The organism is Candidatus Pelagibacter sp. uisw_098 (assembly GCF_059512505.1).
In genome coordinates, this window is the sequence record NZ_CM183454.1 from 1,110,789 (window position 1) to 1,130,772 (window position 19,984).

Consider the following 19,984-nt stretch of genomic DNA (forward strand, 5'->3'; position numbering starts at 1 on the left):
TTTAGATGAACATAGATGAACAATTTTAGGAAAAGTTAAGTAAATCAATACTTAATCAACCTATGCATGAGAATGTAATCCCGTCTATTTAGACCTAAAAATTATAAAACCCCTGTTGTTAAACACTTCGGGGGTTTTTTTTATGTCTGCACTATAAATCTGCAATGAAGTTTGGTGGATTTTTATTTTTTAATTGATGTTAATTTTTGAAAAAAATTGCTGTTAGAAACATAATCTAACATTTTATTCATTAATCTTTCTAGTGGCAATAATAATACCCCTAATATAATTTTAGAAAAAATAGTAAATACTGGAACACCGTTGGAATAAAGCAAAATTAATGGATCAACTAAAAAATTGATATATTCAAATAATGCTAAAATCATCATGAATGATATTGAGGTTGCAATAATTGTTGCTTTACCAGATTTTTTTAAGAATAAAGTTACTGATAATAAGATTAGAAAAAATAAAATCTCAGATAAATAAAATATTTTACTTTGCCACCACGGTGGATTAATTTTGAAAGAGTACACTTCAGGATTTGTAATTATTCCTTCAGAACTAATTCCCTGAATATAGAATTTATAATTTCCTGGTTGTAAATTGGTATAAGTAATAATTTCATTTTTAGAGAATTTTGAATAATCATTTTCATAACCCTCTAATTTATATTTAAATTGATTATTCTTTTCATTTATATAATCTGTTAAAGATACTTTAAAAGAAAATTTATTTTCATTATAATTAAATAAATTTTTAATTATAAATTCTTCATCAAATAAATCTTTTTTAGGTCCAAGGTTGTAAATAGATTTGTCATTATTTTTAATAGATGAAAATATAGTTTTTCCTTGTTTTCTTTTATTAGATAAGTTACCAATAACAACAACACCTTCAGTGCTTCCAATTAAGTTTAGATCTTCAATGAAATAAAATTTTGCTGAGAGGTGATGTGAAAGTGAATTAAAAGGAAGTTTTTTAAAATTAAGGGACTCATTTAATTCATAAAATGTTTGAATACGCTTGTCATTTTTTAACTCGTCAAAATACATCCAATAAGTATTATTCCTAGTTTTTTTAATTTCCCATATAGTTTTTTCATCTATATTTGGTACAGAGTCAAAAAATTCACTTACATAAAAAGATTCACTTTTTTCATTAAATTGATAATACTTATCCTGTGTTTTAAAAATTAGTTTGTCATAAATTTTTAAAACTTTTATTTTCCCTTTTTTTAATAAATATGTATCATCATACTCTTTTACTTCTGATTCATTTAACTGCTCTATATCTTTTGATGATAATTTTATGCGGTAGACACCTTTTTTTGGAACTGCCAACCAAATTTCATTTTTATCAATTAATTCTTCAATATGTGAAACATTTTTAATATTATGTATAATTTTATATTTATTAGGTTGCTTTTTATTGACAATAAAAACACCATTATCTGACAATACATATAGATAATCTTCAAATATTTTGCTTTCTTTAATGCCATAATAAACCCAACCTGTTAATTTAATATCAATAAGTTGCTCATAATTATCATTAATATCAATTTTACCTAGACCAAGATTAGAACCAACTAAAAGATCAGTACCATTGTTATATAAACTCCAAACTTGTGTCCTAACTTCTGTCTCTGCAATTTCTATAAATTTTTGTCTTAATATAGAATCTTGATTAATTACAAGTTTATTTATACCTATAGGCGTTCCAACGTATAAGTAGTTATTAAAACTATCCATTGAGAGAGGGGTATTATTTAAATTATTAAATCCCTTTGGAAGATATTTAAAAAATGAATTAGTATTGATTTTAACTATTCCATCATCCAATCCTAACCAAATATTTTCGTCTTTGTCTTCAAATACAATTCTTACATTATCAATTCTTAAACCTGAGTCTCTGTCTAAAAATATTAATGGTTTAAAATCTATATCTAAAATATATAAACCTTCATAAGTTGCCAAACCAATTTTATTTTTCTTTAAATTATAAGTTCTATAAATTACACCTATACTATCTATTATTTCATTATCAATTTTTACAAACTCATTTTTTATTTCCTTATAAACTCCTGATTTTCTTGTAAACACAATTAAATTATTTTCTTTAGACATATGAAATCCAGAAATACTTTTATTATTAAAAATTTCAGAATTATCAATTATGACAGGTTTTTTATCTTCAATTAGTGCTATTCCCAAACTATTAATTGCAACGTATAGTTTGTCATTTAGATACCTTGACACACCAAATGTTTTTTTTTTAACTTTATTAACTATAGATATTTTTTTATTCTTATAAAAAAATAATTTATTTAGTGATCTAAAAAAAATTTCATTATTATTTAAAGAAAAAGTTTCATAAATTTTATCTTCATTATTATTTTCTTCATTTAATAATCCTTTAAGTGATGAATATTCTATGTTACCATTTCCATCATTTGAAATAAAACCAAATTCACCTAAACTACCAACTATTATGTTGTCATCGTCGTCTACATCAAGTGATCTTGCGGAATACTTATTATCAAGAAGTAAAAATTTCCATTCTTTACCATCATAAATAAGGAGACCATAACTATTTGCAAAATATAATTTGCCATCTTTTCCTTGTGTAATATCCCACGTTTGAGAATGACCACCAGTTATAGATGGGGGGTAATTTGTAATCTCTGGTAAAGGATATTTAATTATTTCTGAGGAGTTACTTATATTAACAATGAATGAATTAATGAAAAAAAAAACTATAAGAAATAACTTTTTCACGAACTAACTCTCCATTTAAACTTAACAATTACGAAAACACCCTATTGTTAAATACAGAGGACGTTTTTGTTTTATGGTTGTTAATTTTTAAAAAAAAATTGACAAATTTATGTTGTTGTAACTTCTGCTCCACATTTAGAGCATTGTTTTTTCATAAACAATATTGTCCATGGCCAAAGCATAAAGAAAAGAAAACCTCTATCTTTATACATAACTTTTTTTTTACAACTTCCACAATGATGATTGGTAACTAGTGTCGCACAAATTGGACATCTTTTTTTCATAAACATTATTGTCCATGGCCAAAACAAAAAATAGAGAAAGCCTCTACTTTTATACATGACACCTTTGTTACAACTTGAACAGTGATAGTTAGACATTTATTAACTCCATTTGATTAATGAAAACTCTAACACAAAACACCCCTTCTAAAACTACCGAAGAACAACACCTATTAATTTGAAAAATACCTTCAAACATATAAATGATATAGGTAATTATGCTCTTTCTTTTAGATAAAGCCAATTTCCCCCAAAAAATTTAATACCTCCACTATTACCACACTCTAGATAAACATTTTTATTTTTTACTAAAACTTTTAATTCATTGCTTGTTTCTAAAACAACTTTCAATTGAACATTTTGTATTCCACTATTAACTTTAATTTTTAACTCTTCTCCATTACGAATTTTGCCGACCTGTTTATGATTAATATAAACTTTATAACTTACCAGAACATCTAAAAGCTTATTGTGAACTCTTCGAAGAATAATAAATTGACTTGATGATTTTGTCATAAATTATCCTAACTGATTGATAGTCACTCCTCAATAATATTTTTTTAACCTTATAGTTGTATGAAATTTTCTTCTTGAAGCATTTGATGTTTTGTTGTTTGTTAAGGGATCTGATAAATGAGAGAAAAAAAGTATGCCTTAAAATTAAGAGTAGTCATTTTATATTTTTATCGATTTTATTTGAGGATAAAATTTTAGTAATAAATAATTAATAAGGAGAGTCCTATGGATGGATATGATGTATTAGGTATAATTTTTTTACTAACAATTTATTGGAGTTTTAGAGGTTTGATTGGACTTTTTCACAGACATAATCCAGTTATGATTATTCTATATATCATTTTTCTATTTCCTTTTGCTTATATTCATATGTTAATTTTAGGAATATTTGGTTCTTCCAAAAAAAATATAATATTAAAAAAAGCGAAAAAAGAAGCAGAATATGAGGAGCTTGTTAAGGCAGAAAGAAAAAAAATTAAGACTAAATAATAGAGATTTAGCAAGATTATTTTAAATCGTCGAATAAACTTTCTGGGAATTCAATTTGAGTTATTTTCCACTTTAAACCTTGTCTATTAAAGAAAATTGGAAATTCCTCCCCTTCATTTTCGTAATTGATATAAAAAGAACTTAATCCATTAAAATTCATAATAGTAAAACTACCAAAGAGCGTAATTAATGTTGGTTCAGGTATCTCATCTTTCTTTTCACTTTTTTCTAGTAATAAACTTAAACCTTCGGGATTTAAATAAGCATCAATTGTATATTCTATAAATTTACCCGCAAATCCTGTAACTAATATTCCAAGTTCACCTAGATTTTTAAAACTTTTATCTTTTTGGGTTTTTTTCAGTAATATAATATTTAAATAATCTTTAAAATTATCTCTTAATTCATTCCATTCGACATATTCTTTAATTAATTTTTTATCATTGTAATAAATACCTTTATGAATTTGATGAAATGAATTCATTGCACTAAAGATATAAATTAACACCAGTAGTACTGGTAGAATTATAAATAATATTTTTTTCATTTTATTATCTCTTTTTTATATTTTTCATCCACTCTAACTACTAACTCTTTTTTTATAGCATCATAAATACTAGGTAATAACTTACTTACTTTATCAATAACGTTAATTGCTTGCATATAAGTTGCATGTTTTAGATCGGAACTAACAATAGAAGATATACATTTAGAATTACAATCTCCTGATAAGACAGTTTGAGCAATATGACCTGCTACTGCTTCATAGTATGCATCAGATCTAGAATTAGGTGTGGAACATGCTGACAGGATAATGAAAATTAAAATTAGTTTTTTCACAACTAAACCTAACCCACCTCTAAATCGAAGTCACCTCTTTCAACTAACTTTAATCTACTATGAAAGATGTGCCAGATTTGAATCTCCTTAGAGTTTACTTTGTTAAATGACATAAAATTAGATGTATGAAGATGTAGCAAGTTCAATAATGTTAGATAAAACAATACTTAATGAACTAGTGAATGAGAATGTAAAACCATTCCAAACAGTCTAGTTACCTAGAAAAATTAGAACCGTCAGAAAGAAATTTCTGGGGGTTTTTTTTAACTGATTATATCTGTTAAATCTAAATATTCATATTTCATCAATAAGCAAATTATTGTGAAAATAATAGTCGTAATACCAATGGAATAAAAAGTCTTTTTAAGAAGTTTAGGATTTTCAGGTGCTCCAATCTCATTTGCTGGGATTAAAAATTTTCTTTTTCGATTAACATCTATTGGTAATATACAAAAAAATACCACTAACTGAATAATTAGATACATTGTCACTAGTCCAATTGTACTCAATTTACCCCCTCTATATCATTGTGATCAAATGCTATATAATTTTAACTTAAGTTAAAAGATAATAAATTGTTAATTTACAATTATATTCTAAGCAGATTTATATTTGTAAAAGACTACTTATAGATCATTTTTTGACAGTACTATCTGAATACAACCTTAGGTGTGTGTCCTATGAAAATTTAGAACTCTAGAAATGAAAGTTTTGTATTTGTTTATTAAGCCGTTATAAGATTGGGATATGTCAAAAAGATACAGTGGAAAATCATTTAAAGATTCGAGTACTGCTAAAAAACCTAAATTAAGCCTGAAAGAGAAAAGAAAAAATAAAAAAGAGAAATCTAAAAAGTCTTAGACTTTAGCTCTTTTTTGACTGTGTTTTTTGAAGGTAAAATTCTTAGGTCTATCACTTCTACTTTTAAACTTCTTCTTTCCATCAAAACTAGAGCTTTTTTTATCTGCACCAGCTGACGAACTTTCAGATGTTTTTTTCCCAAAATACTTTGGGTTATTTGTGAAACCAGTTGGCTTCAATTCAACTTTTTTTGTAAAACTAGATTTTCCTTTGTAACCAAAGCTTTTTTTCTCTCCATCTCTTGATGAAGAACTTGATCTGCCATAGCTAGATGGTTTCGATTTATCACCAAAACTAGATTTTCCTTTGTAACCAAAGCTTTTTTTCTCTCCATCTCTCGATGAAGAACTTGATCTGCCATAGCTAGATGGTTTCGATTTATCACCAAAACTAGATTTTCCTTTGTAACCAAAGCTTTTTTTCTCTCCATCTCTCGATGAAGAACTTGATCTGCCATAGCTAGATGGTTTCGATTTATCACCAAAACTAGATTTTCCTTTGTAACCAAAGCTTTTTTTCTCTCCATCTCTCGATGAAGAACTTGATCTGCCATAGCTAGATGGTTTCGATTTATCACCAAAACTAGATTTTCCTTTGTAACCAAAGCTTTTTTTCTCTCCATCTCTTGATGAAGAACTTGATCTGCCATAGCTAGATTTTTTTTCATCTCTGAATTTTCTTTTTTTGTTATATGGAACTTTTCCTTTTTTGCCTCCCCTTGAATCTCCTCTTGCTCCCCGTGGTGCAGGCTTAAAGTTTGGATCAATTAATTTACTAATTTCGTTCCACATTGATCTATCATCAGGAGTTAAAAAAGTTAAAGCAGAGCCCTCTGTTCCTGCTCTAGCAGTTCTTCCAATTCTGTGAACATAATCTTCTGGAACTTGTGGTAAGTCATAATTGATTACATGTTGAATTAGAGGAATATCTAATCCTCTTGCAGCAACATCCGTTGCAATTAGTATTCTCTTAAGACCTTTTCTAAATGAAGTGATTACACGATCTCTTTTACTTTGACGAAGGTCTCCATGAATAGCATCAGCTGAATGACCTTCTTCTTTAAGGCGCTTAACCATTTTATCAGCACCTCTTTTAGTTTTAACAAAAACTAATATTGATCCTTTTCTTGCTATAAATTGATCTACCAATTCATCATATTTATTTTCTTTAAAAACTTGAAGAGTTTCCTGTTTAATTTTAGCAATAGGAACTGATGTTGATCCTGTTGAAATCCTTTGAGGTTTATTTAAATATCTTTCTGAAATTCTGACAATATTTTGAGGTAATGTTGCTGAAAATAATAAAGTTTGATGATCTTTTGGAACAAACTTTAAAATTAACTCTATTTGTGGAGTAAACCCCATATCCAACATTCTATCAGTTTCATCTAGCACCAAATATTTGGTAGCTGATAAATTTAAGCTTTTTCTTTTTAAGTGATCATTAATTCTTCCTGGTGTTCCAACAATTATTCTAGATCTGTTACCCAGTTGTCTAAGTTGTTTTTGCATTGCCTCTCCACCAATAAGCAAGGCAGTTTTAATATTAATTTTATCACTAATAATACTTTTAATTGCAGCCATTACTTGAGTTGCAAGTTCTCTAGTTGGACACATAACTAACGCAAATGCATTTTTATCTAATATTAATTTATTAATTAGTGGAACGCTAAAAGCTAATGTTTTGCCAGTTCCTGTTTGGGCTGTTCCCAGAATGTCTTTTCCCTCTAAGGCAACTGGTATTGCCATAGCTTGAATTGGTGTTGGTTTCGTAAACTTCATTTTTTCCAATGAATTTTTTAACGAATCTTCTATTTTTAGTAATTTAAAGTTTTCCATTTGGGTATTTAGATTTTTTAAAACTTAAGGAGATATGCTCTTAATCCTTTAATACGTCTAATTTATACAGCGATATCTATACGTTTTTTTAATAATCGCAAGAAGTGAATTTTTTATTAAAAATAGCTTTAACAATGAAATAATGGTTCTTTTTAAGTTTTCAAATGACTCAATTCATGTATAAGAGCCTCAAATTATGAACAACAATATTCGAAACATCACAATTATTGCCCACGTCGACCACGGTAAAACTACTATGATTGATACTCTTATGAAACAAAGTGGTTCATTTAGAGAAAATGAAGTTGTTGATGAAAGATTAATGGATTCTGGTGAATTAGAAAAAGAAAGAGGAATTACTATTCTAGCTAAACCTGCTTCAATCAACTGGAAAGATTCAAGGATTAATATTATTGATACACCAGGTCACAGAGATTTTGCTGCAGAAGTTGAGCGTGTATTAAGTATGGCAGATGGAGCATTATTGCTTATCGATTCTGCTGAAGGTGTAATGCCTCAAACAAAATTTGTTTTAGCAAAAGCTCTTAAACAAGGTTTAAAGCCGATCGTTATAATTAATAAATTAGATAAAGCAGATCAAAGAGCCAATGAGGTTTTAGATGAAACATTTGATTTATTTGTAAGTTTGGATGCAAACGAAGAGCAATTAGACTTCCCAGTTTTATACGCTAGTGGAAGATCTGGATGGGCTAGTAAAGAAGTTGATGGACCAAGGGAAAATCTTCATCCACTATTAGATTTAATTTTAGAGCATGTTAATCCTGATGATCTTGATAAAACAAAACCATTCGCAATGCTATCAACTCTACTATATGCGGATAGCTTTTTAGGAAGAAGTTTGGTTGGAAAAATATCTCAAGGTACAGCAAAAGCTAATCAACCTATTAAAGCAATAAACCTTAATGGTAAAATAGTTGATGAAGGTAGATTAACTAAAATTTTTAGATATGAGGGAACAAAAAAAGTGCCAATCGAAGTTGGTGAAGCTGGAGACATTGTTGTAATTGCAGGTTTAGAAAAAGCTAACGTAGCTGATACAATTTGTGACCCTGAAGTAAACGAACCACTTCCTGCAACACCAATAGATCCTCCTACTATGTCTATAACTATAAGTGTTAACAGTTCCCCTCTAGCTGGAACAGAGGGTAAAAAGTTAACAAGTACTCAAATTAGAGACCGGTTAGTTACTGAAGCACAAAACAATGTTGGGATTTCTTTTTCTCAGAATGCTAACGTAGATGCTTTTGTAATTAGTGGACGTGGTGAATTAATGCTTGAAATATTACTTACACAAATGAGACGTGAAGGTTTTGAGATGACAGTGAGCCCTCCAAAAGTTTTGTATCAAAAAGATGAAAATGGAAACAGAATGGAACCCATTGAAGAAATTACTGTTGATCTAGATGAAGAATTTTCATCAAAAATTATTGATTCAATGAATAGAAGAAAAGGTAAATTACTTGATCTTAAAGATACTGGAAAAGATAAAAAAAGATTAATCTTTCACGCACCAACTCGAGGTTTAATGGGATACACAAGTAGGTTTTTAACTTTAACAAAAGGTACCGGTGTAATTAACAGAATATTTCATGGTTATGGAAAATTTGAAGGTGAAATGGATGGAAGAAAAAATGGTGCATTAATTTCAATGGCCAATGGGAAGGCTGTTGCTTTTGCAATATTTAACTTACAGGCTAGAGGTGAAATGTTTGTAACCCATAATGACCCCGTTTATGAAGGAATGATCGTTGGCTTAGCACCAAAACCTGGTGATATGATCATTAACGTAATGAAGGGTAAGCAGTTAACAAACATGAGAACTCAAGGTACTGATGAAAACGTAGTTCTTACACCAGTTAGGCAAATGTCAATAGCCGAACAATTAAGTATGCTAAATACCGATGAGGCTTTAGAAATTACCCCTAAATCTCTTAGATTGAGAAAAGCTATACTTAACCCTACTGATAGAAAAAAGAACGAGAAATCTGGAACGCCACTTTAATTAAAGGTTTTTCCAACAATAAATAATCCTAAGGCAACAGCCGGTCCTATTCCAAAAGCGAATAATAACGTTCCAACTCCTACAGTTCCTCCTAGATACCATCCTATAGACATTACTGTAATTTCAAGGAAAGCTCTAACCATAGCAATCGGTAAATTTGTTTTTTTTTGTAAGCCAACCATTAATCCATCTCTTGGCCCAGCTCCTAAATTAGCCACTAAATAAATACCTCCACCAAAACCTACTGTGAGTACTGCTATGATGGCTAAAAATATTTGTGAAATATAATTTTCAGGCGTTGGCACAAACTTAATACAGACATCAATCATTAAACCAATAATTATTGCATTTAAAATTGTTCCAATTCCAGGTTTTTGTTTTAATGGTAACCAAAAAAGTAAAACACCGATGCTTACAAATATAGTTGCTATTCCAGTAGAAAAATCAATATTCAATGCAATACCTTGAGCAAGAACAGACCAAGGCGATGCTCCAGCAAAGGAGACTATTAACAATCCCTCGCCCAAACCAAATAAAGCTAGGCCAAGTGATAAAAAAAAGAACGTAGAAATTTTTGGCTTAAGGTTAAGTGGTTTTTTAGAACTCCAAGATACTTTAGGGATATTTTTAATTGATAAAAACATATGTTAATAAAACATTATGTATTTCATGCATAACTGTTTTACAAGACTATCATTATTAACTCTTTCGTAAACCTGATAAATATTATTTAATAAAATTCAAAAATTAACTTTCTCTCTTTATAATAAACAAAAGACTTCCCCCTAAAGGGGAAGTCTATTAACTTACAGACTAATGAAAAAAATATTATTTGTTGTATTGGCTCTAGGACTAACTATTTCAAATTTAGCTGCTCATACATCTCACTATCAAAATTTTAAAAAAATCGAAATGGAGATATTAAAAGATGGCAAAGTTATTGGCTACAACTTCTATTTTTTCAATAAAGAAGATGATGTCATGACGATCAAAAATCAAATTAAGTTTAAGGTAGATTTATTTGGAGTTAAGGTATTTGATTTTGAAGGCTATGGCATAGAAAAGCACAAAGATAATAAACTCATATCGTATGAATCTAAAACAAAGCAAAATGATAAAGAAAAATTTGTAAATTTAATTTATGAACCTAAAAAAGATAAATTTAATATTAAGGGATCTTCATACACTGGCCTTGCTGAAACTAATAACGTGATTGGTAGCTGGTGGAACCATCAAATATTACAAGCCGACTCTCAAATTAGCCCTATATCAGGTAGTATAAAAGAGCAGGTCGTTACATTCTTGGCTAAAGAAAAAGTTGAACTTTATGGAAAAATAATCGAAGTTGATCATTTTAAATTAACATCAAAAGATAAAAATATTCCTAAAGACAAGAGGTTAGATTTTGATATTTGGTATGATAGTAAAAATGCAATAATTGTTAAAGTTTCTTATTCAAGAATGGGTAATTGGGAATATAGATTAAAAAACTATGAATAAAAAATTTATTTTTTAATTTTTAAAGATAAATCTTTTGCACTTAACCAACCAGACTCAAGTCTAGAACCTACAAACCAATCAGCACAAACCCCAAGTCTTGTAGTATTATCCCAGTAACTTTTAATACTAAGTGGTTTAGGATTAGATGAATATTTCCATCCATGATTTTGAATATGAAAAATCTTATTTTTTTTTAGATTAGTAAGTTCAAAAAATTTGTTAATTAATATTTTTGCATTATCTAACTTATTAACCTTGTTTTTATTTATTACTTTGTTGGCCCATTTGTAAGTGCTTTGTAATGTCCATAAGTCATAATCACTTTTAAATCTTTTTTTACTATTTTCATATGCAGCCCATCCTAGAGTTTGATCAGAAAAGAAATAGCTACTGATATTTGGTCTTGTTTTTTTTGTAACAAGCATGACAGTGATATTAGCATCCATCTTAACTTTTTGTTTAATGAACGAGTGCTTAATATATTTCTTAGACAATTTTTTTAATTGTGGAAATGGACAAGTTAATATCAAAGATTTATAAAACTTTTTAGTGCCATCATAAAAATCTAACTCCCAAACTTTATCTTTATTAGAAATTTTTATAAGCTCACTATTAAAAGTGCAGCTAATATTCTTTAGCAAATATTTGCTAATAGAATTATTTCCTTTATTTCCAATTATTTTAAGGTGCTTTTTATTCTCCACCTTATTTGTATTTAAAAATATGTGTTTCCCTTGCCACTTTTTAACTATTTTTTTTGTAATGAGATTGTTTATAAATCTTTTAAATGAGACACTTTTAGGAGAAATGTATTGAACACCATGATCAAAACTTTCCTCCTTATTAAACTTTTTATTAGACGATCTTCCTCCTGCACCTCTTGCTTTATCATAAACATCTAATGAATATTTTTTGCTAAGAATATTGGCAATTGTAGCCCCCGAAATACCTGAGCCAATAATACAGAAGTCCTTCATTTACCCGCAACAACCATGCCTTCTATTAACATTGTTGGGGCATTTGTTGAATATTTAAACTCAAGATCATCTGCCAAAGTTATATTTTTAAACATATCATTAAAATTTCCAGCAATCGTAATTTCACTAACTGGATATTTAAACACACCATTTTCTACCATAAACCCTGTTGCTCCTACCGAATAGTCTCCAGTAACCAAGTTGCTTCCATGACCAATTGTTTCAGTAATATAAAGAGTTCTTTGATTTAATTTTAAAAGATTTTTGTATGAGATAGATCCTTTTTCAAAATATAAATTACTTGTTCCACCACTTCTACCATTTGATTTTAAATTTAATTTTTTTCCATAATAAGTATCAATCAGATAATGTTTTAGAACACCCCGATCTACTAATTTTAATTGTTTAGTTTTAACTCCCTCATCATCAAAATATCTTGAACCTAACCCTTTAACAATATCAGGCTTATCTAAAATATTTATTGATGTTGAAAATATCTCTTCATTTATTTTATCTTTTAAAAATGAAGTTCCTCTTGCTACAGAAGAAGCTGATATTGCACTCGCTAAGACACTTAATATTCCTTTTGAAATTCTTCTATCAAAAATAATACTTATTTTTTCACTTTCTATTTTTTTAGGATTTAATTTTTGAATTGTTTTTTTAGCTGCCAATGATCCAATTTGATGTGGTTTAAGCATATCATGAAGGTGGCAAGTGCTTGTAAATTCATAATCTCTTTCCATCTTATTATTTGCATTCTTTGCAACGGAAACACAAGATGCAGAAAAGGACGAAGACTTATATCCATTTAAAAAACCATCACTGCTCGCTAATATAAAATTCGATTTAGATTCAGAAAAACCAGTTTCTGTATTAATAATTTCTTTTTTTTCAAATGCAGCTTCTTCAACTTCTTTTAAATATTCAATTTTTTCATCATTTTCTATATGATCATCATCATATAAATTTAAATCACTAATTTTTGTGGCTAGCAAATCTTTATCTGGCAGAGAATTAAATTCATCTTCAGGTGTAATTTTTGTTGTTTCAATACATCTTTCTATTAAAGTTTGAATATTTTCCTCTGTTAAGTTTGATGATGAAATACTAGATTTCTTTTTACCTATATAAGTTGTTAAACCAACCCCTAAACTGTCCGATCTATCAGACTCATCTAATTTCTTATTTCTAAAATTAACTGTTTCAGAAATTGAGTGCATTACTGCTGCAGTGGCATCTGTTGCACCTAGTTTTTTTGCTAAGTCTATACAAAAAGATGCTGTTTTTTTTAAATAATCTTGATCTTTAACCATATGATTTATAATTGAGTTCCACCTACGGTCATTTTATCAATCAAAATTGAAGGTTGAGCAACTCCAACTGGTACACCCTGTCCTGCTTTTCCGCATGTTCCAATACCTGGATCAAGCATCATGTTATTTCCAACTAATGAAACTTCCTTTAAAATTGATGGACCGTCACCTATTAATGTTGCCCCTTTAATAGGAGCGCCTATTTTTCCATTTATAATTTCATAGGCCTCAGTACAGTTAAATACAAACTTTCCTGAGGTAATATCAACCTGTCCCCCTCCAAAGCTTACTGCAAATATACCTTTATCAACTGATTTGATCATTTCTTCTTGGGAATATTTTCCATTCAACATCATTGTGTTTCTCATCCGAGGAAGAACAACATGTTTATAACTTTCTCTTCTACCGCTTCCTGTAGATCTTGTATTCATTAATCTTGCATTCAAACGATCTTGCATAAAATTTTTTAATATACCATTTTCAATTAAAACAGTTTTTTCTGTGGGGGTACCCTCATCATCAATTGTTAAACTTCCCCTTCTATTATGAAGTGTCCCATCATCAACAATTGTTACACCTTCACTTGCAACTCTTTGACCCATTAAATTATGAAAAGCTGATGTTTTTTTTCTATTAAAGTCTCCTTCTAAACCATGTCCTATAGCTTCATGAATAAGTATTGCCGGCCATCCTGGTCCCAAAACCACTTTCATTTCTCCAGCTGGCGCAGGTTTGCTATCTAAATTTACTGAGGCAATTCTGAATGCTTCGTCACAAACTTTTTTCCAATTATCATCTTTGAGATATTCATCATATGATTGTCTTCCACCAATGCCATAAACTCCAGTTTCTTTTTTTCCATCTTTTTCAAGCATCACTGAAACATTAAAACGAATTAAAGGTCTAACATCGGTTAGTACCTCACCACCTGATCGAATAATTTCTACAGATTTATGTTCACCAGAAAAACTAGCTGTGACCTGCTGAACAATACCTCCTTTTGCTCTAGTATAACTATTAATTTCTTTCAAAATTTCTAACTTAGATTTAAGTGATTTTTCTTCAATAGGGTTAGTATCTTTATAAAGCTTCTCATTTGTTTTTGGGATTTCATGATTATAAACCCCCTTCTGCGATTTCAATGTTGAGCTTAAATTGTCAGCTGATTGTTTTAATGAGTTTTTTGAAATTTCATTTGAATGAGAGTACGCAACAACTTCACCTGTTACCGCTCTTAAACCGTAGCCTAAGTCAGAACTATAACTGGAGCTTTTAATTTTATTATCATCAAGTACAATTGACTCACTTTTAGAATTCTCCAAATAAAGTTCACCATCATCACATTTGCTTAAAGTTTCAGAAATAATATTTTCCGCATCTTTTCTTGATAAGTCAGTTTTTGTAAAAAAATCATTCATAGCAGTCAAATAGTGGTTATAATTATTTTTTCAATTGGTGTATTTCGCACATATACAAACTAGCTAATTCTAGGTAATTTTACTAATTAATAAAAAAAGGATTATATAATGAAAAAATTTGACGAATTAATGAAAATTTCTAATGAAATAACAAATATTTCTATAGAAGAGGCTAAAGAAAAACTAAATGATCCAAATGTACAATTTGTAGATGTTAGAGATAAAAGTAGTTTTGAGACAGAAACGATAGGCAATGCTGTTAATTTGGAAAGAGGTTTGTTAGAATTTTATTTAGCAGACGGCAGTCCTTTAGAAAATGAAATGTTTAAAAACAACCCAGATAAAGAATACGTGGTATTTTGCGGCCTTGGTGGTCAAAGTACTCTTGCAACAAAAACAATGCAAGAAATGGGGTTAAAAAATGTAAAAAATATGACTGGCGGAATGAATGCGTGGAAAGAAAAAAAATAATCAATGAAAGTTTATTTTAACAGCTCATGCAATATTTGTCGCGCTGAAATAAATTTATATAAAAAAGAGAATATTAAAGACATAGATTGGATTGATATTACCAATAATAAATCTGCAGAAGTAGAAACCCAAAAAAATGACAAAACTCTTTTACGAAGACTTCATATTAAAGATGGTGAAAAAATAATAGATGGTGCAGAAGCTTTCTTATTAGTTTGGAAAAAAATTCCAAAATATAAGTTTCTCTATACTTTTTTTAAAACACCAATAATTTTTACTTTATTTTCATTCTTTTATGAAATTATTGCTTTCTTTCTTTATTTAAAAAATAAAAAACAACTTTCTAAATAAATTTTTTACTTATTGAGAATAAATATTAATTAAATTATATTTTAATTATGAAAATTTATAAAATTTTTTTATTATTTCTATTCATAAGTAGTTTTTTTTTTCTGCACAATCATCTCAAAAAATTCTTCTAGATAAACTTTTTGATCAATTAAAAAAAGTTGATGATTTTAAAACAGCACAAATATTAGAAAAAAAAATATGGTCTGTCTGGCATAGGCACCCCAGCAATAATGGGTTAACCGAAAAATTAGAATTTGGAGCTGAGCTTATGGAATATGGAAGTTATGATTATGCTCTTAAAGTTTTCGATAATGTGCTAGTTACAGATCCAAAATGGTCTGAAGCTTGGAATAAGAGAGCAACAGTTTATTTTTTAATGAAAAAATATACAAAATCTTTAGATGATATTGATAAAGTTTTGGAAATTGAGTCTAGGCATTTTGGTGCTCTATCTGGACAGGCAAGAATTTTTATAAAACTTCAAGAATATGAAAAAGCTATTGTCAGCTTAGAAAAGGCCTTAAAATTTTATCCTTTATTTAAGAGTGGCAAGTTATTGATACCTGAAATTGAGAGGCTAATTAAAGAAGAAAGTATTTAACTTAGTCTTTTTTTGCTCTTTTTCTTGAAATTAACTCGGTTAATGAATCAACCATAAGATCTGAAGCTTTAAATATTTCATTAGCTTTAAACTCGTGCGAAGAGTTTTTTTCAGGATTTGACTTATCCTCAATAACTATTCCGTCATCTGGTGAATTATTTTTAATATATATTAACAATAACCACTCCTCATTGGGAGCCTCATCCCATTTAATAAATATCTCACCAGTTTCAAATCTTTGGTCAATACATCTAAAAATTGACATATGTCTAGTTACGTGTCGTTTATTAAGCTGAAAAACTAAACTACTGGCGCTTCTATAAAAACTTTCAAGAGAAAGTTCAATTTTTTGCCTAGCTATTTTATAATCTTTTTCTTTTTGTAATAAAGTTTCTCTATCCTCATCACCTTTAATCTTTACTCCTAAGGCTTCAACTCTTTCTCGAATTTTTTGATCTCTGATTATTCTGTATTTATCTTTTAATTTTTCTATTCTCGCCTGTAGACCTGCATAGTCATCTCTTTTTTCTTTTAAAGATACTTTTTCAAGTTTTTCTAATTCTTTAATTTCTCTAATTCTAAATTTTTCAATTTGTTTTTCTAATTGCAATTGTTTGAGAAACTGTCGCTGTCTTTCTGCTTGTTCCACTCTAAGTAAGGCTTGTTCCTTACGTAAAAATAATTTTATATCTTTTGTTCTTTCTTTTTCTAATTTAATTTCTTCTTTTAAATTTTTTTCTTGGAGTTTAGTTTGAAGCTCTTCTTCTTTTATTTTTTGTTTATAAATTAATATTTTTTCTTTTTCTTTTTTTTGAATTTTTTCTAATCTTTTATTTCTTTTTTCTTCTGCTTTCAGTATCTTATATTCAAGTATTCTATTAGCAAAAATATCAAAAAATGCTTGAATATGTTTCTCTAAACTAAAATTAAATTCAAAATTAAACTCTGGTTTTAATGAATATTGAAATTTAATTATTTTAGATATTAAGCTTCCCTTATGTTTTTTATTATTTTTCTTTACTGTTAAATTTTTTTTTCCTGTCTTATTAAAATTTTTTTTTACCTTCATGTTTTTTAAAGGTATTTTTTTTATATTTTTCTTTACTGTTAAATTTTTTTTTCTTGTCTTATTAAAATTTTTTTTAACCTTCGTTTTTTTTAAAGGTATTTTTTTTAAAGGTATTTTTTTTATATTTTTCATATTTGATGAACTTAAGATTTATCAACTTATTATTGATAAATACAGCCTCTAATATTACTTTTTTAAAAATAATATTGGAAAGTCTTGCTAGCTAAATTTAGGCTGTCTTTAAAGATTTTAAAGTAAAATTTAATTTATTAAGGTCTTCTATTAATTGTTTTTTATCTTTTTCACTTAAAAGACTAACGGGTGGCAGAACATTTTGATAAATTTTATCCTCATAAGACATAAAAGAATGTAATCCAGAGATTAAATTAAATTTTTCAAAAGTATTTCTGACGTTACACAACATTTTATTTGCTGTTTGTTCCTTTTTATCGATAAAGTCATCGTAAACTTTTCTTGATAAACCGGCTGTTACATTGCATGTTGCCGTAATAATTCCAGTACACCCTAATTCTAAGCCTTTTAATAGCTTTGTCTCTGAACCAGGCAAAATAGAAAAGTTTTCAATTTTTAAATGTTCATATAGGTTGTATGAACTATCCTTAACACCAACTATTTGTTCTGGAAATTTTTTTACAAGCTCCTCAACACATTCAACGCTAAATTTATAGCCACATAATTTTTCAAAGTTATATAAAATAATTTTACTATCTGGCATTACCTCAACTACTCTGGAATAAAACTCTATTACCTCTTTATCACCATATTTATAATAGGCTGGAGGCATAATCAAAAAATCATTAAAATTTAAAGATGAGGCTACTTTCATTAAGTTTATTGTTTCACTCAAGGAATTGAGTCCAGTTCCAATTAAATATTTATCTCTATATTTGCTTTTTGATAATTGGTTTAATAAAGCAATTTTTTCACTTACAGAAATAAGTTGTGCTTGACCTGTGCTTCCAAAAACAGCAACACCATGACAACCCTGATCGATTAATACTTCCGCATGAGTAACTGTCTTTAATACATTAAGACTCAAATTCTCATTAAAAATTGACATACCAGCAGCATAAATACCTTTAACTTTTTTCATAAATTTAACTTATATATAAATAAAAATTAGTAAAGTGTTCAAGCATTTATTTTTTATCACCTAGCAAACTTTTGTATATATTTGAGATTTCAGAGCATTTGTTTCTGTAATTAAAAATAGAAAGATCATATTTTATTTTTGTTTTATCTATATTAGAAAATATTTTTTTCTTTTCATTAAAATTACACCTTTTAATTTTAAATTTTTTTATCCAATCTTTGTTTCCAATATGTACACTTGAAATAATAGGCAACTCAAATTGCATTGCCTCAACTAATGCGAATCCAAATGTTTCCCAACGTGAAGCAAATACTGCTACGTCCAATAGGTTATAATAATTAGCAATATTATCAATGTGACCTAGTAAAATTATATTCTTATAATTTTTAATTTTCTTACTAAACTCTTCATGTCCACTTCCTATCAATAATAATGTCGAATTTTTTGGAGCTTCTTGCTTGAACTTTTTTAAGATTAAATCAAAACCTTTCTGAGGATGAAATCTTCCAATAGACCCGAAAACTATATTATTCTTTGGAATTTTCAATTCACTTTTTATTTTTAATTTACTTTTTGTAATTGGTTTCAATCTTGTCCAGAGATATGATTTAAATAATGCTCCTTTAAAACTTTTAGCTGCTTCTTTAAATTGAGTATTGTTTGATACTATTAAGGCATCACAATTTTTTAAAATAGAGTTTTTAGAACTCATATGTGCTGTTGCAATAATCTTAAACTTATTTGATTTACGTACACACTTCGCAGCGTTACTAAGATGTGTGTGAATAATATCTGGTTTATTTTTACTGATTATTTTTGTTATTTGAGTTTTTTTAAAAAAATCTATTACCTGAAACGTTTTAACATTTTTATTTACATATCTTTTTAGCATAATATTTTTTTTTAAAATGATAGCCGAGACATCAAAAAATTTAGATTGATAGTCAATTAAATCACATAAGTATTTTTCCGAACCCGCAAAACCCTTTGAAATTAATATGTGTATAATCTTAATTTTTTTCATATTTAAATTTTATAGATTATCTATGATTGTATCTTTAGCTTGGTTAACAATAGATGCTAAACTATTTAACTCAGGATTAATGTCGGGATGTATTTTTTTCATGATTTTTTTATAAATATTTAAAACTTCATATTTTGTATATTTTTTTTTTGAATCTAAATTCAAGATTTTATACGCTTCTTCCAAAGATAATGTGGATGATTTTTTGATATTTTGATTGTGGTTGAATGAAAATCTTCCAGATCTTCTAAGCGTTTGAATTAACCTAAACAAACCAATTAATTGAATAATTGAAAAACCTTTTAACTTAACTATAGCCAAACTTAGGAATGTTAGGGGTATACTGAGTAAAAACTTGCCTCCCATCGCAAGTATTAAAGCTAAGATTATTGATCCAATAAAAATTATTTTCCTTAGATTTTTTGATATTTTCCTAGATGATGTGTTGGCTAATAGTTTTAGTAAAAAGTAAATAATTCCAAAAATAACTAGTGTATAAATGATTATATTCATAT

Annotated in this window: 21 protein-coding genes; 6 read left to right on the top strand and 15 right to left on the bottom strand. The window is 28.1% G+C overall.

What is annotated here, in order from left to right; genetic code table 11:
* Positions 1–182: 182 nt before the first annotated feature.
* The 3 genes from AC5YF9_RS06025 to AC5YF9_RS06035 all read right to left on the bottom strand — a co-directional run bounded on the left by AC5YF9_RS06025 (position 183) and on the right by AC5YF9_RS06035 (position 3,577).
* Positions 183–2,780 carry a triple tyrosine motif-containing protein gene (locus AC5YF9_RS06025; RefSeq protein ID WP_415303777.1) on the bottom strand — a complete coding sequence of 866 codons (2,598 nt, stop codon included), beginning with the start codon at positions 2,778–2,780 and terminating at the stop codon, positions 183–185.
* A gap of 107 nt (positions 2,781–2,887) precedes the next feature.
* Positions 2,888–3,160 carry a hypothetical protein gene (locus AC5YF9_RS06030; RefSeq protein ID WP_415303778.1) on the bottom strand — a complete coding sequence of 91 codons (273 nt, stop codon included), beginning with the start codon at positions 3,158–3,160 and terminating at the stop codon, positions 2,888–2,890.
* Between the two features lie 117 nt (positions 3,161–3,277).
* A complete protein-coding gene (locus tag AC5YF9_RS06035; protein WP_415303779.1) occupies positions 3,278–3,577 on the bottom strand; it encodes a hypothetical protein in 300 nt (99 codons plus the stop codon).
* Positions 3,578–3,802: 225 nt separating this feature from the next.
* Here AC5YF9_RS06035 and AC5YF9_RS06040 point away from each other — a divergent pair, with 225 nt between their 5' ends.
* Positions 3,803–4,066: a hypothetical protein gene (locus AC5YF9_RS06040; RefSeq protein WP_415303780.1), complete on the top strand. Its 264-nt coding sequence runs from the start codon at positions 3,803–3,805 to the stop codon at positions 4,064–4,066.
* Positions 4,067–4,082: 16 nt separating this feature from the next.
* On the opposite strand, the gene AC5YF9_RS06045 is transcribed toward AC5YF9_RS06040, so the two are convergent.
* The 4 genes from AC5YF9_RS06045 to AC5YF9_RS06060 form a co-directional block, all read right to left on the bottom strand.
* On the bottom strand, positions 4,083–4,613 hold the full coding sequence (locus AC5YF9_RS06045; protein WP_415303781.1) for a DUF2939 domain-containing protein: 531 nt from the start codon (positions 4,611–4,613) through the stop codon (positions 4,083–4,085).
* A complete protein-coding gene (locus AC5YF9_RS06050; RefSeq protein ID WP_415303782.1) occupies positions 4,610–4,906 on the bottom strand; it encodes a hypothetical protein in 297 nt (98 codons plus the stop codon). The genes AC5YF9_RS06045 and AC5YF9_RS06050 overlap by 4 nt, the downstream gene beginning before the upstream one ends.
* Positions 4,907–5,169: 263 nt before the next feature.
* Positions 5,170–5,397 carry a DUF1467 family protein gene (locus AC5YF9_RS06055; protein ID WP_415304929.1) on the bottom strand — a complete coding sequence of 76 codons (228 nt, stop codon included), beginning with the start codon at positions 5,395–5,397 and terminating at the stop codon, positions 5,170–5,172.
* A 366-nt stretch (positions 5,398–5,763) separates the two neighbouring features.
* Positions 5,764–7,605 carry a DEAD/DEAH box helicase gene (locus tag AC5YF9_RS06060; RefSeq protein ID WP_415303783.1) on the bottom strand — a complete coding sequence of 614 codons (1,842 nt, stop codon included), beginning with the start codon at positions 7,603–7,605 and terminating at the stop codon, positions 5,764–5,766.
* A 196-nt stretch (positions 7,606–7,801) separates the two neighbouring features.
* Here AC5YF9_RS06060 and typA point away from each other — a divergent pair, with 196 nt between their 5' ends.
* Positions 7,802–9,628 carry a translational GTPase TypA gene (gene typA, locus AC5YF9_RS06065; RefSeq protein WP_496169872.1) on the top strand — a complete coding sequence of 609 codons (1,827 nt, stop codon included), beginning with the start codon at positions 7,802–7,804 and terminating at the stop codon, positions 9,626–9,628.
* Here the strand turns inward: typA and yczE are convergent.
* Entirely contained in the window at positions 9,625–10,272 is a 648-nt protein-coding gene (yczE, locus tag AC5YF9_RS06070; protein WP_415303784.1) for a membrane protein YczE, read from the bottom strand. The two genes, typA and yczE, sit on opposite strands and share 4 nt — an antisense overlap.
* A gap of 172 nt (positions 10,273–10,444) precedes the next feature.
* On the opposite strand from yczE, the gene AC5YF9_RS06075 reads away from it, so the two are divergent.
* Positions 10,445–11,128 (top strand): DUF6134 family protein, encoded by a 684-nt coding sequence (locus tag AC5YF9_RS06075; RefSeq protein ID WP_415303785.1) that lies wholly within the window; start codon positions 10,445–10,447, stop codon positions 11,126–11,128.
* 5 nt (positions 11,129–11,133) lie between these two features.
* Here AC5YF9_RS06075 and AC5YF9_RS06080 read toward each other — a convergent pair whose 3' ends face one another.
* From AC5YF9_RS06080 to tldD, 3 genes are read right to left on the bottom strand one after another with little or no spacing between them, the layout of a single operon-like run.
* The gene (locus AC5YF9_RS06080) at positions 11,134–12,105 is read right to left on the bottom strand and encodes an NAD(P)/FAD-dependent oxidoreductase (protein ID WP_415303786.1); all 972 of its coding nucleotides are present in this window, start codon (positions 12,103–12,105) and stop codon (positions 11,134–11,136) included.
* A complete protein-coding gene (locus tag AC5YF9_RS06085; RefSeq protein ID WP_415303787.1) occupies positions 12,102–13,421 on the bottom strand; it encodes a TldD/PmbA family protein in 1,320 nt (439 codons plus the stop codon). Before AC5YF9_RS06085 ends, AC5YF9_RS06080 begins: the two co-directional genes overlap by 4 nt.
* 5 nt (positions 13,422–13,426) lie before the next feature.
* Positions 13,427–14,839, bottom strand: coding sequence for a metalloprotease TldD (gene tldD / locus AC5YF9_RS06090; protein WP_415303788.1), 1,413 nt, complete (start codon positions 14,837–14,839; stop codon positions 13,427–13,429).
* Positions 14,840–14,947: 108 nt separating this feature from the next.
* On the opposite strand from tldD, the gene AC5YF9_RS06095 reads away from it, so the two are divergent.
* From AC5YF9_RS06095 to AC5YF9_RS06105, 3 genes are all read left to right on the top strand, one after another.
* Positions 14,948–15,310 (top strand): rhodanese-like domain-containing protein, encoded by a 363-nt coding sequence (locus tag AC5YF9_RS06095; protein ID WP_415303789.1) that lies wholly within the window; start codon positions 14,948–14,950, stop codon positions 15,308–15,310.
* 3 nt (positions 15,311–15,313) lie between these two features.
* On the top strand, positions 15,314–15,661 hold the full coding sequence (locus AC5YF9_RS06100) for a thiol-disulfide oxidoreductase DCC family protein (RefSeq protein ID WP_415303790.1): 348 nt from the start codon (positions 15,314–15,316) through the stop codon (positions 15,659–15,661).
* A 268-nt stretch (positions 15,662–15,929) separates the two neighbouring features.
* Entirely contained in the window at positions 15,930–16,262 is a 333-nt protein-coding gene (locus AC5YF9_RS06105; RefSeq protein ID WP_496169873.1) for a tetratricopeptide repeat protein, read from the top strand.
* 1 nt (position 16,263) lies between these two features.
* Here the strand turns inward: AC5YF9_RS06105 and AC5YF9_RS06110 are convergent, their stop codons facing one another.
* The 4 genes from AC5YF9_RS06110 to AC5YF9_RS06125 all read right to left on the bottom strand — a co-directional run bounded on the left by AC5YF9_RS06110 (position 16,264) and on the right by AC5YF9_RS06125 (position 19,982).
* The gene (locus AC5YF9_RS06110; RefSeq protein WP_415303792.1) at positions 16,264–17,463 is read right to left on the bottom strand and encodes a hypothetical protein; all 1,200 of its coding nucleotides are present in this window, start codon (positions 17,461–17,463) and stop codon (positions 16,264–16,266) included.
* Between the two features lie 97 nt (positions 17,464–17,560).
* On the bottom strand, positions 17,561–18,445 hold the full coding sequence (locus AC5YF9_RS06115) for a dihydrodipicolinate synthase family protein (protein ID WP_415303793.1): 885 nt from the start codon (positions 18,443–18,445) through the stop codon (positions 17,561–17,563).
* Between the two features lie 46 nt (positions 18,446–18,491).
* Positions 18,492–19,469, bottom strand: coding sequence for a glycosyltransferase (locus AC5YF9_RS06120; protein ID WP_415303794.1), 978 nt, complete (start codon positions 19,467–19,469; stop codon positions 18,492–18,494).
* A gap of 9 nt (positions 19,470–19,478) precedes the next feature.
* Positions 19,479–19,982, bottom strand: coding sequence for a J domain-containing protein (locus AC5YF9_RS06125; RefSeq protein ID WP_415303795.1), 504 nt, complete (start codon positions 19,980–19,982; stop codon positions 19,479–19,481).
* Between the last annotated feature and the right edge of the window lie 2 nt (positions 19,983–19,984).

Coding starts and splice junctions, on each gene's coding strand:
- AC5YF9_RS06080 (WP_415303786.1), bottom strand. CDS start 12,105: ATGAAGGACTTCTGTATTATTGGCTCAGGTATTTCGGGGGCTACAATT.
- tldD (WP_415303788.1), bottom strand. CDS start 14,839: ATGAATGATTTTTTTACAAAAACTGACTTATCAAGAAAAGATGCGGAA.
- AC5YF9_RS06035 (WP_415303779.1), bottom strand. CDS start 3,577: ATGACAAAATCATCAAGTCAATTTATTATTCTTCGAAGAGTTCACAAT.
- AC5YF9_RS06075 (WP_415303785.1), top strand. CDS start 10,445: ATGAAAAAAATATTATTTGTTGTATTGGCTCTAGGACTAACTATTTCA.
- AC5YF9_RS06115 (WP_415303793.1), bottom strand. CDS start 18,445: ATGAAAAAAGTTAAAGGTATTTATGCTGCTGGTATGTCAATTTTTAAT.
- typA (WP_496169872.1), top strand. CDS start 7,802: ATGAACAACAATATTCGAAACATCACAATTATTGCCCACGTCGACCAC.
- AC5YF9_RS06095 (WP_415303789.1), top strand. CDS start 14,948: ATGAAAAAATTTGACGAATTAATGAAAATTTCTAATGAAATAACAAAT.
- AC5YF9_RS06110 (WP_415303792.1), bottom strand. CDS start 17,463: ATGAAAAATATAAAAAAAATACCTTTAAAAAAAATACCTTTAAAAAAA.
- AC5YF9_RS06100 (WP_415303790.1), top strand. CDS start 15,314: ATGAAAGTTTATTTTAACAGCTCATGCAATATTTGTCGCGCTGAAATA.
- AC5YF9_RS06120 (WP_415303794.1), bottom strand. CDS start 19,469: ATGAAAAAAATTAAGATTATACACATATTAATTTCAAAGGGTTTTGCG.
- AC5YF9_RS06085 (WP_415303787.1), bottom strand. CDS start 13,421: ATGGTTAAAGATCAAGATTATTTAAAAAAAACAGCATCTTTTTGTATA.
- AC5YF9_RS06125 (WP_415303795.1), bottom strand. CDS start 19,982: ATGAATATAATCATTTATACACTAGTTATTTTTGGAATTATTTACTTT.
- AC5YF9_RS06060 (WP_415303783.1), bottom strand. CDS start 7,605: ATGGAAAACTTTAAATTACTAAAAATAGAAGATTCGTTAAAAAATTCA.
- AC5YF9_RS06030 (WP_415303778.1), bottom strand. CDS start 3,160: ATGTCTAACTATCACTGTTCAAGTTGTAACAAAGGTGTCATGTATAAA.
- yczE (WP_415303784.1), bottom strand. CDS start 10,272: ATGTTTTTATCAATTAAAAATATCCCTAAAGTATCTTGGAGTTCTAAA.
- AC5YF9_RS06105 (WP_496169873.1), top strand. CDS start 15,930: ATGGAATATGGAAGTTATGATTATGCTCTTAAAGTTTTCGATAATGTG.
- AC5YF9_RS06040 (WP_415303780.1), top strand. CDS start 3,803: ATGGATGGATATGATGTATTAGGTATAATTTTTTTACTAACAATTTAT.
- AC5YF9_RS06045 (WP_415303781.1), bottom strand. CDS start 4,613: ATGAAAAAAATATTATTTATAATTCTACCAGTACTACTGGTGTTAATT.